Source organism: Coleofasciculus sp. G1-WW12-02, from assembly GCF_040219735.1.
Classification (GTDB): domain Bacteria; phylum Cyanobacteriota; class Cyanobacteriia; order Cyanobacteriales; family Coleofasciculaceae; genus Coleofasciculus.
Window position 1 is genome coordinate 15087 of record NZ_JAVJRX010000134.1, and the last position, 17624, is coordinate 32710.

The following is a 17624-nucleotide window of genomic DNA, read 5'->3' on the forward strand; positions in this document are numbered from 1 at the left end:
TAAAAAGGGCGACGGAAGGGGGAACTCCCAAGGGGGATGGGAGTTGGGATCGGGGTGAGGGGGCTGTAGCTTAAGTTAACTTTGAGCCAGAACTTTCGTTCTAGGCTTGACTCAAAGCTTGCTGCAAACGGGGTTTATCTTGTCCTTTTTGATGCAGCAATACCCAAGACTCAATTAAATCAGGACCATGCACATCACCCGTGAGTGCAGCACGCAGGGAGCGCATGACTAAACCTTTCTTTACCTTTTGCTGTTTAGTCACCTGTTTGATGATTTCCCCTGCGGTTTCTGCACTAAATTCTGGGGTATTTTCTAAGGCTTCCAAAACCGTGTTTAATACATCTGTTGCCCCTTCTTTTTTAACTTGCTCAATCGCCTCTGAAGTCAACTCAATCGAGTCAGTAAATAACATCCGCGTCATCTCCACCGCATCCGGTAAGCGCGTCAGACTCGGACCAATAACGGCAGCTAATCGCTCTAACCAAGGGCGATTATTTTCCGGATCAATGTTATACCCCGCTTCTTGCCAGTAGGGAATTAGTAAATCAACTAATTCCGATGGTGGTTTTTTGTGCAGATATTGACTATTGAGCCAATCCAGTTTATCCCAGTCAAACTTTGCCCCCGCCTTATTCACCCGATCAAAACTAAACTGTTGAGCAGCTTCTTCTAGGGTAAAGATTTCCTGTGTCGAGTCGGGTGGAGACCAACCCAGAAGCGTCATATAATTTGCCATCGCTTCTGGGACAAAACCCATAGTCTGAAACTCAGAAATAGAGGTCACGCCATCCCGTTTAGAAAGTTTTTGCCCCTGGGGATTTAGAATTAAAGGCGTGTGAGCAAATTCGGGTACTGTTGCGCCGAGGGCTTCATAAAGCAAAATCTGTTTGGCAGTATTAGCAATGTGGTCTTCTCCTCGGATGATATGAGTTATTTTCATATCAATGTCATCAACCACTACCGCTAAATTATAGAGAGGCTGACCAATTTCACCTTGAGAAGCCGCCCGAGCAATCACCATATCCCCACCCAGATCACTCCCTTTCCAGGTGAGTTGACCGCGCACCATATCATTCCAGACAATCTCGCGACTATCGTCAATCTTAAACCGAATCACCGACTCTCGTCCCTCCGCTTCAAAAGCGGCGCGTTGTTCTAGGGTGAGATTGCGGTGACGGTTATCATAGCGAGGGGCTTCTTTGCGGGCTTTTTGGGCATCCCGGAGTGCCTTAAGTTCCGCTTCTGAGGTGTAACAGTAATAGGCTAACCCTTTATCTAAAAGGGTTTGAATGGTGTGGTGATAAAGGTCAAACCGTTTCGATTGAAAAATCGGTCCTTCATCCCAATTGAGTCCTAACCAGGTGAGACCCTCTAAGATATTCTGGGTATATTCGGGACGCGATCGCGTTTGGTCGGTATCTTCGATGCGTAGAATAAACTGACCGCCGTGGTGTCGGGCGAATAGCCAGTTAAATACAGCGGTTCTGGCGGTACCGATGTGGAAGTTTCCGGTGGGAGACGGTGCAATGCGGACTCTAACAGTCACAAGATCAATCTCTGGTGGTAGGGTTGGCTAAGTACTTTCCAGCTATTTATTGTAGCGTAGAGCGGCGCTCACTCCCTCACCCATCCCCGAATTTCTTTTTTAAACCACTTCAATAACCTTTTTGCCTCCTGGTAAATCTGCACCCACCACATAAAAATCATGAGGATAGATCCAGTTCGTATCCATAGGACCATGAATTTGAATACCCGTCATCACCGCATACTTAAATATAGAATAATCTAAGGGATGCAAGAGGTTTTCTACATCATCAGAAATAATCTGACAAGCCAACTTAGTCATGTCAACTAAATTCGGTTTGTCTCCATAATTTATAGTGGACAGTATTTTTTGTCGGATAATAGATTGTTCCAGATCCTCGATATCCATTTTTAGGTTAAGACGTCCTGATTCTAACTCGTTGACAATCGCTTCTAATGCACCACAGGCATGAGACGCTTTGTGGATGCCTTCTCGATAAACCTTGCCAATTTCTCCGTCTCTAGAAATCGCAATATGAGGCATGGCTAAAAACGTAAAGCGGCGTATTCCCTCGAGAATCGGAACGTGGTCTGTTGCGGCGGCTAAACCCGTTTTTCCCATCATCACGAACCCAGCCAGACTACAACAATTAAAGGTTTTTCCCCAGTATTTAACTACTTCATTAAGTAACGGATCAGTAATTTCGTCCCGACAGAGTGCTGCCATTCCCATTGTATTTTCATCTTCAAAACCCAGGGCTTTTAAACAATGGAAAGTTTTTTTCATGTAATCTTCCATAGGTAATGCAGCCGGGAAATACCGTTGAAGACATTCATGGAAAATTGGGTAAGTGCTTGAGTCATAACCCGTGAATTGCAACATGACACCTTTAGTATCCTATAATTTATGGAAAATTATTTTATTGAAACATCGTAATTCAGCTAGAAATCTTGATGTTGCCAGTAGAGGGGTTGAGACGAGCGATAATGCCATTGAATTCAGTGCGAATAGAACTCACCCCGTAACGGCTGAGCGAGTAGGCATTGCATTCTGTCCCAACTAAACCTACAATATTTAAGCATTTTACGGGACTGACGGGGCTCGAACCCGCAACTTCCGCCGTGACAGGGCGGTGCTCTAACCAATTGAACTACAGTCCCAATTTACGAGCCGAATACCATTGTTACGAAGATCTATGGATTTGTCAAGCCCATGCCGAAAAAATTTTTTCTTAGGGTTAGAGAGGGGGTGTAGGGGAGGATGGGAGAGATGGGGAAGATGAGGAAGATGGGGAAGCTGTAGGGGCGGGTTTTACCACTAACGGGAAGGTTTGCTCACCCTTATATCACTAAACCCGCCCCAACGGATTACAAGCATTCTGCGACAAAGGACAAATGACTAATGACTAATGATAAATCCCAGAAACAAATTATCCCAAAAATGCTTCAACGACGATAAAGTAACCAGAACGCCTAATTCATGCCCAGAGGTTTCAACGTCTCTATCTCTCAATCGGTTCTCCTTGCCTTCTGTTTTAGCCTCTTTAGTGCCGATGCTATCGCATTCCCCGATATCCAAACCCATTGGGCAAAGGATTGTATTAACCAGATGGCATCTCGAAACCTAGTTACAGGTTACCCGGATGGCACGTTTCGCCCCAATGGTTCGATTACAAGGGCAGAATTTGCGGTGCTGATGTTGAATGCATTCCCCGACGCCGAGGTGAAACGCAGTGGTATCGCCTTTACAGATGTGCCACAGAGTCACTGGGCATATCGGGCAATTCAAGACGCTTATCAACGGGAATTTTTCTCGGGTTATCCGGGGCGGATTTTTCAACCCAGTCAACCGATTCCTCGTGTGCAGGCGATTGGGGTTTTGGCGGGGGCGAAGAATTACAGCATTCCCAGTAATCCATCGGGAATATTGCCACAATACTTCCAAGATGCCTCTGGTATTCCAGGATACGCCAGGAATGCGATCGCGGCGGCGGCGGTGAATACTCTGGTGGTTAATTATCCCACGGTGCAACGGCTTCGTCCCAATGAACGGGCGACACGGGGCGAAGTAGCGGCGCTATTGTGTCGGGGGTTAAATATTTATGCGGTTCCGCCTCAGTATATTGCTGGGGTGGAAATTCATCCCCAACAGGTGCGGACATTACCCGGAGGACTGAATTCTGTTCCCACATTTAATAGTAATTATCCTGAATTAGTTAGAAGTGAAGGGATTTTATTATCCACATTTTCCCCAACCGGAAAACGTATTCCTGCCGCCCATCTTAATTTTCCCTTTCAAGGACGTTTCGATATTTTTACCCATCATATCGCTAGGGCAGAAACTCAGGCAGAAACTCGCCCCCTTTATCAGGGATTACTGCTGCACAATCCCACCGATAAACCGGTGACAGTTGAGGTTTTGCAAGGGGCAAGTTATTTGAGTACTCCCGATGCGCCGTTTATTGACTTACCGGATATGGTGGATAATCCCAATGGCAAGATTTATTCGGGACCCGGTAGTCGCACGATGACTGATGTACTGCGGGGGATTCGTCAGGAAAGCTTTCCGGCACAAATGATATTGGAAGCAGGGCAAACTCAACTCTTGATGAATCAGCCGATTCCTATCCAACGGGCACCGGCGTCGAATGGACGTTCCACGATGATGCGATTGCAGAGTAATGGTTCAGTTTATGTTGCCAATTTAGCCATGAAAGCGCCACAAAACTCGAATGGTACATACCGCGCCCCAACATTAGCTGAATGGCAAACTTTATTAGTTGAAGGAGAATTAGCCGAACCCCGGGATCTGACGCCAACACCTCTTGACCCCCCTAGAGAACCCACAGTATTTGGACGGGTTGCCGGGGTTTCCCAAGGGACAGAATGGTTAGCAGAGATTACAGATACATTAGAATCAGATAGTCTGAGGATTCCCCAACCCGGTGAGGCATTTTCCTATGTTTTATGAACGCTCCATTTAATTACGTTGAATACGGGTCAAATTCAAAGTGCGCCGATGTTAGCTCGTTATCCGGATACGGCGTATTCTGCTCATAGTAATTATGGCGTGGAATATAATCTGACGTTACCCATGAGAAATACGACAAGTCAATCTCAAACGGTAACCGTATCGATGCAAACGCCGTTAAAAGATGAGGCAGGTACAGATAAGTTACTGTTTTTGAATCCACAAGTTGATCGGGTATTTTTTCGGGGAACTGTTCGGGTCACTTATGAAGATAACCAAGGGGAAAGTCAGACATGGTATGTCCATTTAGTTCAGCGTCGGGGACAACCGTCTAACCCCTTAGTTACGTTAAATTTAGCGCCAGGGGAACAGCGAAATGTAAAGGTCGAGTTTATTTATCCACCGGATTCCACGCCGCCGCAGGTGTTGACAGTGAAGACGTTGGCGAGGTAGAAATCCTCACCCCCAGCCATCTCCCAGGCTCTGCCTCCTCTCCTCTCGTTTCCTCTCGTTTTCCTCTCGTTCCCAGGTCTGAGAAGGGAATGCTATTCTGGAGGCTCTGCCTCCCATAGTAGAAACGCCTCAAAACGGTATCTTTTGCCCTTCGTTACATCCACTTGAAAAACTTCTCCCCAATGACACAAAATGAGCAGTTATTTCGTCAAGGGTTGAGAGGGTCATCTGCATAAAATATAGGGTCTTGAATAAGGCAGGGTGTATCTACTTTTTTTCGCCTTCCAGACTCTGGGAAGGGAATGCTCTTAGGGAGATTCCAGCCTGTCATAATCTCATGTTAATTATCCCTGATTTTGCCCCCTTCAGTCCCCCTTTATACCGAGTTGCGCTCAAACATAGTAGATAGGAAAAGCCGGGGAGGCAGGGGAGGCAGGGGAAGCAGGGCGTGTGGGTCATTCTGGGAAGGGTTGGACATAGTTAAATGGGTAAATTGTAGAGCATAAGACACTAATTTAACCTAGGTTCGTAGTCGTCACTTTAGTGACTCAACGTTCAAGTGCTGAGGACAAACTTTTAATTCAGAGACATTCCTTTTAACTTAGTTAGGATAAATTAGGAGATGGTGCGATCGCAAACCCTACAACCCATCCTACTCACCCTCTCCTCCTGACTCTTCACTGACTCTTCATGGGAAGCCTCGAAACCCTGTTAGGCTGGTAGATAAGGACATTCTCGGGTTCATTCAAAACGCACCCATTCCCCCAGATTACTGGAAAAGCAAGTTCTCCCGTCTCCCTTTCTCACTATGGTCGATTGGCGTCCCTATCTCGAATCCCTCGGCACCACCTACGCCCAATGGTGGCAGGTTTACACGATTACCGATGTAGTCGGGCGAACACCACAGAACCGGAAACAGACATCAGTGCTATTTGATTTTAAATTAATGGTGCAGACGGTGGAACCGGATAGAGACGCCAGGGGGCAAAAGGCGGAACAGGTTGAGAAACTAACCGTACTAGAGGGGTTAAGGAAATATGCGCCCCAGCATATCTTGTTAGTCGGGCGTCCCGGTTCCGGGAAATCCACAGCACTGGTGCGATTGCTGTTGGAAGAGGCGGAAAAAGGCAAGGAAGCCTGTAGAGACGTTGCATGCAACGTCTGGGAACAGGGGGAGAGGTCAATCAAAATCCCCGTCTTGGTAGAACTCCGCTATTACCGCACCACAATCGAGGACTTAATCCAACAGTTCCTGCAACGCCATGACCCAAATTTAACCCTCAATCCCGACACCCTGAAAGCCGGATTGCGACAAAGGCAATTTTTGCTGCTGCTGGATGGAATTAATGAATTACCCTCAGAAGCAGCGCGGCGGGAGTTACAGCAGTTTCGCCAAAACTACCAGAAAACTACACCTATGGTATTCACCACTAGGGATTTAGGCATCGGGGGTAATTTGGGCATAACTAAGAAACTGGAAATGCAACCCCTGACACCAAAGCAAATGGAGGAATTTGTCTGCGCCTATTTGCCACAACAGGGAAAACAGATGTTGCCGCAGTTGGGGAATCGTTTGCGAGAGTTGGGACAAACCCCCCTGCTGTTAAAGATGCTGTGTGATTTGTTCCATTGTCTGGAGACGATTCCCAGCAATCTGGGTTCAGTATTTCGCGCCTTTGCCCAGCAGTATGACCGAAAAGTTAAAGCCGATGTCCCGGTTACGGAAGACTCACGGGAATTTTGGTCAGAGTTGCTGCAATATTTAGCGTTTGTCATGACGAAGGGTAATCACCCAAAAGAGATACAGGTAGCAATTGCCAAGACAGAAGCTGAGACAATTTTTACCGAGTATCTGCGTCAGCACGATTTCCTTGACCCGCCAGTTCGCGCCCGTAAATGGTTAAACGATTTACTCAAGCATCACTTGATTCAACTGAGGGCAAATAATCAGATAGAGTTTCGCCATCAACTGATTCAGGAGTATTATACGGCTGAGTATTTACTCAAGCAGTTACCGAGTCTTAGTGATGAGGAATTACAACGGCAGTATCTCAATTATTTGAAATGGACAGAACCTCTAGCGTTAATGCTGGAATTGGTTGAAGATAAGGCACAGGCAGTGCGAGTGGTGAGGTTGGCGTTAGCTGTGGATGTGCAGTTGGGGGCAAGGTTGGCAGGGGAAGTTAAACCAGAGTTTCAAGAGCAAACAGTGGCTTTAGTGTCTGGGTTAGAAATTCCTCAGTTACTCACAATTCAGCTTTTGGGCAGAACAAAGTCTGAGAGTGCTATTTCCAACCTCATGAAAGCTCTCGAACATGAAGACTCTGATGTTAGTCGTAGGGCGGCTGACGCTTTAGGTAAAATTGGTTTACCTAAAGCTATTCCCCATCTAATTAAAGCCCTGAAGCATGAAGACGTTGGTGTTAGTCGTAGAGCGGCTGACGCTTTGGGTAAAATTGGTAGCGAGTCTGCCATCCCTGCTTTAATAGAGACCTTGAATGAAAGACAAGTTCCTAATGCTCGTGAGATAGCAGCTACAGCATTAGGCAAGATAGGCAGTGATTCCGCTGTACCTGCTCTTGTTCAGACTTTGAAAGACAAAAAATCTTCTAGTATTCGTGAGAGATATAGTATTCATGAGATATACACTAGATTAGGAGTTGATCAACGACTCGAAGCTTTTAATAGTGGAGAATATTATCTTAGAGAAGAAGTTGCTGATGCACTAGGAAAAATTAATAGTAAGTCTGCTGAATTAGCATTAATCGAAGCCCTAGATGATGAAGACCCGGAGATTCGTAAGTCAGTTGCATATACTTTGGCAAAAATTGGCAGCAAAAGGGCTGTATCTGCTTGTGTTAAGGCTTTAAATGATGATGCTCATTTGGATCGAGAAGACATCTTTTACACCCTTGCAGAAATGGGTTATGAATTGCTTGTGACTATCTTAACTCAATCTTTGACTATTGAAAACGCTTTTGTTCGAGATATAGCAGCTAAAGCATTAGAAGAAATTAACGATCAGTCATTGACAGAGGCTGATATTAATGATTTTTACGATGAGATAGATTGGAATAGTAATAAAGCCGTTTATAAGCTAGCAGCAAGTGATGATGAGTCTGAGTCTGATTTGACTTCAATTCTGGAAATTTTACGTGATGATCCCGATCATCGTATTGATGCAGCCATTAGGATATTAGGGGAAATTGGCAACCCTGATATACTGCCTGTTCTCCATGACTTACTATTGGACACAGCAAAAAGCTACATAATTGACCCTATTTCACAAATTCAAAACCGCTGCAAATTCTACAATTTTACCCTCACTCAACCAATTCTTACCACTCCTTCTCCCCTAATGCATATTCTCCACCTTAGCGACCTCCACTTTACCACCCTCGACCAAGCAACCTTGTGGTCTACACAACTCAGACTTGATTTACGTCATGAACTCAATATTTCTCAGCTTGACGCCCTGATCCTCTCCAGCGATATTGCTAACTATTCTACCCCAGAAGAATACGAAGCTGCCGCCCAATTTCTCAACACCCTCTGTCAAACCTTCTCCCTAAACCCAGAACAAATTACCATTGTTCCCGGTAACCATGACCTCAACTGGAACTTAGCACAAGAAGCCTACCTACTTGTTGACCGCCCTAAATACAACGGTAAACTAATTGATGGTCATTATATTAAAGTCACCGATGAAGTCATCCGAGTTCGTGACGAAACCGCCTACAAAAAACGCTTTGAAAACTTCCGCCAGTTCTACAAAGACATCAAACGAAAACCCTATCCCTTAGACTATGACCAACAATACACCCTCGACTATCTCCCCGAACAAAACCTCCTCATTTTAGGGCTAAACTCAGCATGGCAACTCGACCATCATTTCAAATCCCGCGCCAGCATTCATGAAAATGCCCTCAGCAACGCCCTGGATGAAATTGATACTAATCCCGATTACGATAACTGCTTAAAAATCGCCGTTTGGCATCACCCCCTCGATAGTCCCTATCAAGATAGAATTATCGACCAAGACTTCATCGGACTCCTCGCCGTTTCCGGGTTTCGCTTCTTCCTGCACGGACATATCCACAAAGCCGAAACCAGTCTGTTCCGTTACGATATGAGTCGAGATGGGCGCAAATTAGACCGCATTTGTGCCGGAACCTTTGGCGCACCGACAAAAGAACTGGTAACGGCTACGCCTTGGCAATACAATTTGCTGATCTTTGAAAAGGATAAACTAACTGTTCGCACCCGTTGCCGTCGCGGAAAAGATGCGCCGTGGGAATCCGATAGTATTTGGCGTCAGGGGGCGGGAAAATCGTCGTTGGATTATTACACCATTGAGTTGTGATTTTTTGTCATTTGTAATTTTTCATTTGTAAGGATATCACCAATTGTAGGGGCGACCCGCTGCATTAAATTAAGAAAACCCACCTATCAATTTTATCGGGTCGCCCTGCATTGGGTATTGGAAATTATATGACACCGCATTTAGACCGGGGCGAGTCGGGATAGGTTAATTGCGGTTCCGCCACCTTGACTCAGCGACTCGCCCCTACAAACCCCTACAAACCCCTACAAATGTGATAATCTCAATAATCTTAATAATCTTAATAATCCTGACAATCTCTATCAGGGATAATTGCCAGTTAAAACGGAAAATCGGTTAGAGGGTCTTGATTGGATACAGGATATTCGGGATTTTCTGGGTCGTCTATCCACCGTAGAGGATTTTCTACAATGTATTTGCGGATGGCATGAAGGGATGTCTCCCGGTGAATGATGTGATCATAGAAATCGCGTTGCCAGAGAGGAACGTGGGGGGTTTGACGAATCCGGTTAATCCGTTTGGCAGATAGGGATTTGAATTGCCCAATAATTGCACCTAGAGAACCCGAAACCACACCTTTAATCTGTCGTTTCTCCCTAGTGCTTCCAGTCGAGACAATCGGCTGAACCCAATCCAGAGAATAAACCGATAACTCTGTCCTCAATGAGGTACGGTGGGTATCTGTAAGGACAATAATACCGTGTAAGTGGTTCGGCATAATCACAAAAGCATCAAGTTCCACATTCGGGCGCACAACAGCCGTTCGATACCATTCGTTTTTCACAATGCGACCCAATGGGGATAGATACATATTGCCTTGGATAATTTCCCCCAGCAGACAATCTCGATTACGGATACAAAGCGTGACAAAATAAGCACCAGGTTGCCTGTAGTCGTATCCTTTTAGGCGAATAGAATGGCGGTGATGTCTTTGAGGTTCGTAGGGCATAGAACTGTAGGGGCGACCCGCTGCATTCAATTAAGAAAACTCACCTATTAATTTTATCGGGTCGCCCTGCATTGGGTATTGGAAATTATATGACACCGCATTTAGACCGGGGCGAGTCGAGATAAGTTAATTGTGACACCGCCACCTTTGCTCAGCGACTCGCCCCTACAACCAACCACGATAATCCCCAACTTCTTCAAGAAGTCGGGGATCTAATTAATGAATTGCCATTTATCCTACGGGGCAAACCCCACCAATTGAGGCTTGTACGTCTGAATCGCTTTCATGTACTGCGCCCGTTCAAAGGCACTTTCATCAGGACAGTTAATCTGACTCATGCTACCCTGCATCTGCTTGATGGACTCATATTCATGCTCTTCCATCCAATGGCGTACCTCTTGCTCAATCTCTTGCAGATTGCCAATCCCATGACGCAGCAGCACACTAACGATTTCCGTCACTTTCGCCCCTGCCATCATCATTTTGATTACATCCTGCCCTTTATGTACCCCACTCGTAGCGGCAAAGTCTACAGATAAGCGACCATACAAAATCGCAATCCAGCGCATGGGTAAGCGCATCGCTTGCGGTGTACTCAGCAATATATTGGGTGAAACTTCCAACTCCTCAATATCAATATCCGGCTGGTAAAATCGATTGAAAAAGACTAAACCATCCGCACCCGCCTCAGTCAACCGCTTCGCCATATTTGCCATATTGCTGAAGAAAGGACTGAGTTTAATCGCAACTGGAATATTCACCTCAGATTTCACCGCTTGCAGAATATCAAGATAATTCTGCTCCACTTGTGCCCCCGTCTGATCCATATCCGTGGGGATGCTGTAGATATTCAACTCCAGCGCATTCGCCCCCGCCTGCTCAATTTCCTTAGCGTAGCGCGTCCAGCCGCCCACCGTGGAACCATTGAGACTGGCGATGATCGGCATATTCACCGTCTCTTTTGCCTTACGGATATGCTCTAAATATTGCTCTGACCCCACATGAAACACCTCCGCTTCGGGGAAATAGGTCAGGGCTTCGGCAAAACTTTCTGTACCATACTCCAAATGATGGTGTAACTCCAACTTTTCTTGGCGCAGTTGTTCTTCAAATAAGGAATGCAGCACCACCGCCGCCGCCCCTGCATCCTCCATACGCTTGATGTTGTCAATATCTTCTGTCAGGGGCGCCGCCGCACCAACGACGAGGGGTGATCGCAATTCTAACCCTAGGTATGTTGTTGTCAGATCCATCCGTTTAAACCTCTTACATTATTTATGGGTAATCCTGTGGAGGGGTGTAGAGACGTAGCATGCTACGTCTCTACAATGTTATTTAGGTACTCGCTGGTTCCTTAACCTCCTCACCAGTTTGGGTTGTCTGACCATTTCCATCACCGTTGTGGGTGTCCAACTGACGGGCTGCCAGATATTGGTACATCTGCCACCGGATCTGCACATCCTGCTGCGCTTCTTCCAGGAGACGTTTGGCATCTTCTGGCTTACTCTTGGTCAGCATCTTGAAGCGGTTTTCTTCATACATGGATTTTTCCACGGGGAATTTCGGACTCCGCATATCCAGTTGCAGGGGATTCTTGCCGTCTTTAACTAAATCCGGATTAAACCGATACAGCAACCAGCGCCCAGACTCGACCAACGCCTTTTGATGAGACATCGCCGTGGTCATATTAATCCCATGAGCAATACAGTGGGAATACGCCAAGATTAGGGATGGACCATCATACGCCTCAGCTTCCAGGAACGCCTTGAGAGTATGTTCATCCCGCGCCCCCATTGCCACACTAGCAACATAGACATTCCCGTAGGTCATGGCAATTAAGCCTAGGTCTTTCTTAGCTGACGGTTTACCACCTGCGGCAAATTTCGCCACCGCCCCCCGTGGGGTAGCTTTGGACGCCTGACCCCCGGTATTGGAATAAACCTCAGTATCCAAAACCAGGATATTCACATTGCGACCACTAGCAATCACATGGTCTAAACCACCGTAACCAATATCATACGCCCAGCCGTCACCGCCAATAATCCAGACACTCTTCTTGACCAGGTAATCGGCTAAACTCAACAACTGCTTGGCTTCAGGAGAGTTCATCTGTTGCAGTTTCTGCTTGAGTTGAGCCACCCGTTCCCGTTGTTCCCAAATATCGGCTTCAGATTTCTGTTCCGCGTTGAGAATGCCACTAACTAAGTTATCGCCAATCTCACCCGCTAAACGTTGCACTAACTCAGCGGCAAATTGGGTGTGTTTGTCAACGGAAACGCGGAAGCCGATACCAAATTCGGCGTTATCTTCAAATAAGCTATTCGACCAAGCAGGTCCGCGCCCTTCAGCGTTTTGTGACCAAGGTGTGGTGGGTAGGTTTCCACCGTAAATCGAGGAACAGCCTGTGGCATTTGCCACCAACATGCGATCGCCAAATAACTGGGTCGCTAGTTTCAGATAGGGAGTTTCCCCACACCCCGCACAAGCACCGGAGAACTCAAATAGGGGTTCTTGCCATTGCTGCTGGCGGATGCGGTCTAAATTTAAAGAACGGCGATCGGGATTGGGAATATCTAAGAAGAAGTCCCAATTTGCCTGTTCCTGTTCCCGCAGGGGTAACTGGGATTCCATGTTAATCGCCTTCAGCTTGGGCTGAGACTTGTTCTTCGCCGGACAAACATCCACACAAATTCCGCAACCCGTGCAGTCTTCGACCGCCACCTGAATGGTGAATTTCTGTCCCGCATACTCTTTATCCCGTGTATCCGTGGACTTAAGGGAAGCGGGGGCGTTTTCTAACACCTGCGGATCATAAGATTTGCCTCGGATTACCGCATGGGGGCAAACCATGACACACTTACCACACTGGACGCAGACATCGGGGTCCCACACGGGAACTTCTAGGGTTATATTCCGTTTTTCCCATTTCGTTGTGCCAGTGGGGAATGTACCATCTACGGGCAAGGCACTCACTGGCAGATTATCCCCACCCCGCGCCATCATCTGACCTAACACATCCCGGACAAAGGCTGGGGCGGTGTCGGGAACTGGGGGACGCATGTCCACTGTACTGTCAAAGGTGTCTGGCACTTGCACTTCATACAGATGCGCCAAGGTGTTGTCCACTGCCTCAATATTCATGCGGACAACTTCTGCACCCTTCTTGCCGTAAGTCTTTTCAATGTACTGCTTAATTTTGGCGATCGCTTCTTCTTTGGGTAAGATGTTCGCCAGTTCAAAGAAGCAGACTTGCATCACGGTGTTAATCCGCCGTCCCATGCCACTGTTAACCGACACCTCATTGGCGTCAATGACATAGAACTTCAACTTCTTGTTGACAATTTCCTCTTGCACCGGGCGGGGCAGTAGACCCCAGACTTCATCCGCACTAAAGGGACTATTCAGCAGGAAGGTAGCACCTGGGGCGGCGATACTCAGGACGTTGAGTTTTTCCAGGAATAGCCATTGGTGACAGGCGACGAAGTTGGCTTGGCTAATCTGGTAGGTTGAACGAATCGGTTCTGGACCAAAGCGTAGGTGAGAAACGGTGACGGCGCCGGATTTCTTGGAGTCGTAAACGAAGTAGCCTTGGGCGTAGTTGTCGGTTTCTTCACCAATAATCTTGATCGAGTTCTTATTGGCGCCCACGGTACCGTCTGACCCTAAGCCATAGAACACACAGCGCACCACGCTTTCGGGTTCAGTGGAGAAGCTGGGATCATAGGAGAGGCTGGTGTGGGTTACGTCATCGTTAATGCCAATGGTAAAGTGGTTCTTCGGTTGGTCAGCGGCTAAGTTCTCCAAGATAGCCTTCACCATCGCTGGGCTAAATTCTTTGGAGGATAAGCCATAGCGTCCACCCACAACCCTGGGTTTCGGACTCTCAGCTTCCCAGGCTTCCTGAAGGGCTGTAACGACATCTAGATACAGGGGTTCGCCACCAGCGCCCGGTTCTTTGGTGCGGTCTAGGACGGCAATATTCTTAGTCGTAGTCGGTAGTGCGGCGACTAAGCGCTTCATATCAAAGGGACGATACAGCCGCACTTTGATCAGTCCTACTTTTTCTCCCTGTTTGTTCAGGTAATCTACGGTGTCATGGACGGTTTCTGCGCCAGAACCCATGAGGATAATCACTCGTTCCGCATCGGGGGCACCGTAATATTGGAACAGTTCATATTGGCGTCCGGTGAGTTCGGCAAATTTGTCCATGGTTTTCTGGACAATTTCCGGGCAGGCATCGTAGTAGGAATTAACGGTTTCCCGTGCTTGGAAATAGACATCTGGGTTTTGGGCGGTGCCTCGCAGGACGGGGCGATCGGGGGTTAGACCCCGCGCCCGGTGTTCCATTACCCGTTCATCATTGATCATTTCCCGCAGATCATCGTCCGCTAGCAGTTCAATTTTCTGAACTTCGTGGGAGGTGCGGAAGCCGTCAAAGAAATGGATAAAGGGAATGCGGGATTCTAGGGTGGCGGCGTGGGTAATTAAGGCCAGATCATGTGCCTCTTGGACTGAGCCTGATGCCAGAAGACCAAAGCCTGTGGCACGGCACGCCATCACGTCTTGGTGATCCCCAAAAATGGACAGGGCTTGGGCGGCTAGCGATCGCGCGGCGACATGAATCACGGCTGAGGTCATTTCCCCAGCTATCTTGTAGAGGTTGGGCAGCATTAATAGCAAGCCCTGAGAGGCTGTGAATGTGCTGGTCAATGACCCTGCCTGCAACGCGCCATGGACTGTACCTGCCGCCCCTGCTTCACTCTGCATTTCAATGATTGAGGGAACGGTACCCCAGATGTTCTTGCGACCTTCTGACGACCAAGCATCTGCCCATTCTCCCATGGGTGAAGCGGGGGTGATCGGATAAATGGCGATCACTTCATTGAGTGGGTAGGCAACGCGAGCCACCGCTTCGTTTCCGTCTAGAGTTGCAATCGTTCGTTTAGTCATAGTTACAAACCTTTATGGTTTCTAGGTAATCTTTTTTGGAGCGCTAAACTTCAACTTAATTCCTTGTCTATTGCAAATTCCCTATTAATTTCGTCTGTTCCACTACAAAACGGCAATTTTCTTGGAAATCGAATTGGCATAAGTTATCCAATTGAGTTCTTCTTTTCACAACGTCAATGTTGTTTTTTTCTGAGGTATAGAAGTCGGCATTCAACCCCCACACTCCATGGCTGACGGTCGTCTCCGGGATGTGTTAACGGTTTTTTAACCTTCCCGTCTGCTTCCGGATACTCTTCTATTATCTAACAAAAATTTAGCAATTGAGGGGAGTCTAACTTTTTTTTAATTTCTTTAAAATTTGGGTGACTCCCTCCCTTAAAATAATCCAAAGAATAACAGAATAAGCTGTATTAGTTTTTACAAGCTGGGAGATTTTAACTTTATTAAGTATTCGCCCAAAATCATTAAGAAATATTTCATTTCGTAAATATTTCTCAGCTTCTCAGCCATTGAGGGAGATGGGGGGAAAAAAAGGAGATAGGTGATGTTTATGCCAAATACTACGGATGTTGTGTGGTTAAAGGTTAGTCCGAGCCTGCAACGTTTCGATCAGCGACTGATTGTTTACGTATCCGAGCAGGTGTCAGTGAAGCAATGGGAGTATCGGCAATGTCAGGATGAACCGAGTTCCCTGGAGCAACCGTTGTGGCGGCTTCATGAGTACATTCAAGGCGTCGAGCAACCTGTTCATCTAATTGGTCACAGTACAGCTGGATTGCTAGGATGGCTCTATACTCGTCACTATCCTCAACGAGTGCGCTCGCTAACCCTACTAGGTGTCGGTGTGTATCCGGCGATTGACTGGCAAGCGCACTATTATGTACAACTAGGGCAGATGCAGTGTTCGCGTCAGATGATTCTCCGGCAAATGGCTTATCGTCTATTTGGCAATCCGGAGCGGTATGCAGTTAACGGTTTAGTCAGTATATTAGAGCGAGACTTAGAGAGTTCTCCTTTGCCACACTCTTTATAGGATAGCGATGGTGAAAACGACGGCGTTTTAACCAGGGGATGAAACTTAAGCGTTGCGTTCAGCAGAGCAACTTTAGTTGCGAGTCTAATTTATCCTGACAACACTCAATCAATAGTGTAGTATAATGAGTGTTAGAAAACATTGCAGACGCCCTAGCAAATGTTTACCTTAATTTACGAGTTCAAACTAAAACCAACTAGCGCCCAAATAGCCATTTTTGAGGAATGGCTAGAGCAATGCCGTAGAGTATACAACTACGCTTTAACTGAGCGCAAAGATTGGGTTAACTCTCGTAAATGTCCAGTGAACGCTTGCTCAATCAAAAGTGAATACATCATACCAGCAGACAGAAAAGCGCCTAATTACAATTCTCAAGCAGTAGCACTGACCCAAGCAAAAAAGAATATCCCTGAGCTAAAGATGGTACACTCACAAGTGCTACAACAAACCCTAAAACGGCTACAGTTAGCGTTTGAGGGGATGTGGAAGAATGGGCAAGGCTTTCCACGGTACAAGAAAGCGGGTCGGATGCGGTCATTCGTATTTCCGTCAATGGGGATAGAACCAATTCAAGGGAACTATATCAAGCTACCTAAGATTGGGTTAGTCAAGTTCAATCAATCCCGTCCAATTCCCGATGATGCAACGATCAAACAGGCGCGGCTTGTGAGACGGGCGTCCGGCTGGTATGTACAACTCACCTGGCAATGGAAAGTAGATGTACCCCAGATCAATCCATCGGGTACGTCAATAGGGCTAGATGTTGGTATTAGCCATTTTGCCGCCGTATCTAATGGGCGATTGTTCCCCAATCCAAAACCGTTTAAGCAACTAGAAAGCAAGCTTAAATTGCTGCAAAAAAAGGTAGCTAATAAGCGGTTTGGGTCAAACAATCGCGCCAAGGCACTTCTCGAAGTGGCACGACTACACGAGCGAATTGCCAACACTCGGAAAAACTACCATTGGGAGTTAGCCCATAACCTTTGTGACTGGGCTGACATGATATTTGCTGAACAACTCAACCTCAAAGCACCATCTAGAGGCTTCTTAGCCAAACATTGCCTAGATGCGGGGTGGGGTCAGTTCCTAGATATCCTTTCCCAATGCTGTTTTAAGCGTGACAAATACTTCCAAAAAGTACCCGCAGCGGGAACCAGCCAAACCTGCCCCAAGTGCCTAAAGGAAACAGGCAAGAAAAAGCTTCGAGAGCGGGTACACAAGTGTAAGCATTGCGGGTATACGGCTAATCGGGATGTTGCCGCCGCTCAAGTCGTCGAGATTAGAGGACTCGAAGCCGTGGGACACACGGTGGTTAAGCTTTCTGAGGGTAAAGGTCACGTCCTGGAAGACGTTAAACTCTGCCTCCCTGTGAAGAAAGAATCCCCCGCGTTTTAACCGGGGG

9 protein-coding genes, 1 tRNA gene and 1 pseudogene are annotated in these 17624 nt (G+C 47.0%); 5 read left to right on the forward strand and 6 right to left on the reverse strand.

The features are described 5' to 3' along the window. Nucleotides 1-100: 100 nt before the first annotated feature. Nucleotides 101-1546, reverse strand: a complete 1446-nt coding sequence (gltX, locus tag RID09_RS21740; RefSeq protein ID WP_446338002.1) for a glutamate--tRNA ligase — start codon at nucleotides 1544-1546, stop codon at nucleotides 101-103. A gap of 99 nt (nucleotides 1547-1645) precedes the next feature. Continuing rightward, nucleotides 1646-2407: a hypothetical protein gene (locus tag RID09_RS21745; protein WP_446338003.1), complete on the reverse strand. Its 762-nt coding sequence runs from the start codon at nucleotides 2405-2407 to the stop codon at nucleotides 1646-1648. On the opposite strand from RID09_RS21745, the gene RID09_RS21750 reads away from it, so the two are divergent. Then, nucleotides 2406-2588 (forward strand): hypothetical protein, encoded by a 183-nt coding sequence (locus RID09_RS21750; protein WP_446338004.1) that lies wholly within the window; start codon nucleotides 2406-2408, stop codon nucleotides 2586-2588. The two genes, RID09_RS21745 and RID09_RS21750, sit on opposite strands and share 2 nt — an antisense overlap. A 23-nt stretch (nucleotides 2589-2611) precedes the next feature. On the opposite strand, the gene RID09_RS21755 is transcribed toward RID09_RS21750, so the two are convergent. Then, nucleotides 2612-2685 (reverse strand) — tRNA-Asp (locus RID09_RS21755). A 319-nt stretch (nucleotides 2686-3004) separates the two neighbouring features. Between RID09_RS21755 and RID09_RS21760 the strand changes: the two are divergent. Then, nucleotides 3005-4948 (forward strand): annotated as a pseudogene (locus RID09_RS21760) (DUF3370 family protein). An 808-nt stretch (nucleotides 4949-5756) separates the two neighbouring features. Further along, on the forward strand, nucleotides 5757-9311 hold the full coding sequence (locus RID09_RS21765) for a HEAT repeat domain-containing protein (protein ID WP_446338005.1): 3555 nt from the start codon (nucleotides 5757-5759) through the stop codon (nucleotides 9309-9311). 298 nt (nucleotides 9312-9609) lie between these two features. Here RID09_RS21765 and RID09_RS21770 read toward each other — a convergent pair whose 3' ends face one another. The 3 genes from RID09_RS21770 to nifJ form a co-directional block, all read right to left on the reverse strand. Beyond that, entirely contained in the window at nucleotides 9610-10239 is a 630-nt protein-coding gene (locus RID09_RS21770; RefSeq protein WP_446338006.1) for a transposase, read from the reverse strand. Between the two features lie 236 nt (nucleotides 10240-10475). Then, nucleotides 10476-11492: a dihydroorotate dehydrogenase-like protein gene (locus RID09_RS21775; protein WP_446338007.1), complete on the reverse strand. Its 1017-nt coding sequence runs from the start codon at nucleotides 11490-11492 to the stop codon at nucleotides 10476-10478. An 82-nt stretch (nucleotides 11493-11574) separates the two neighbouring features. Further along, a complete protein-coding gene (gene nifJ / locus RID09_RS21780) occupies nucleotides 11575-15189 on the reverse strand; it encodes a pyruvate:ferredoxin (flavodoxin) oxidoreductase (protein WP_446338008.1) in 3615 nt (1204 codons plus the stop codon). 550 nt (nucleotides 15190-15739) lie between these two features. On the opposite strand from nifJ, the gene RID09_RS21785 reads away from it, so the two are divergent. Both RID09_RS21785 and RID09_RS21790 read left to right on the forward strand, forming a co-directional pair. Next, nucleotides 15740-16222, forward strand: coding sequence for an alpha/beta hydrolase (locus RID09_RS21785; RefSeq protein WP_446338009.1), 483 nt, complete (start codon nucleotides 15740-15742; stop codon nucleotides 16220-16222). 159 nt (nucleotides 16223-16381) lie between these two features. Continuing rightward, nucleotides 16382-17617, forward strand: coding sequence for an RNA-guided endonuclease InsQ/TnpB family protein (locus RID09_RS21790; RefSeq protein ID WP_446338010.1), 1236 nt, complete (start codon nucleotides 16382-16384; stop codon nucleotides 17615-17617). The last annotated feature ends 7 nt before the right edge of the window (nucleotides 17618-17624 follow it).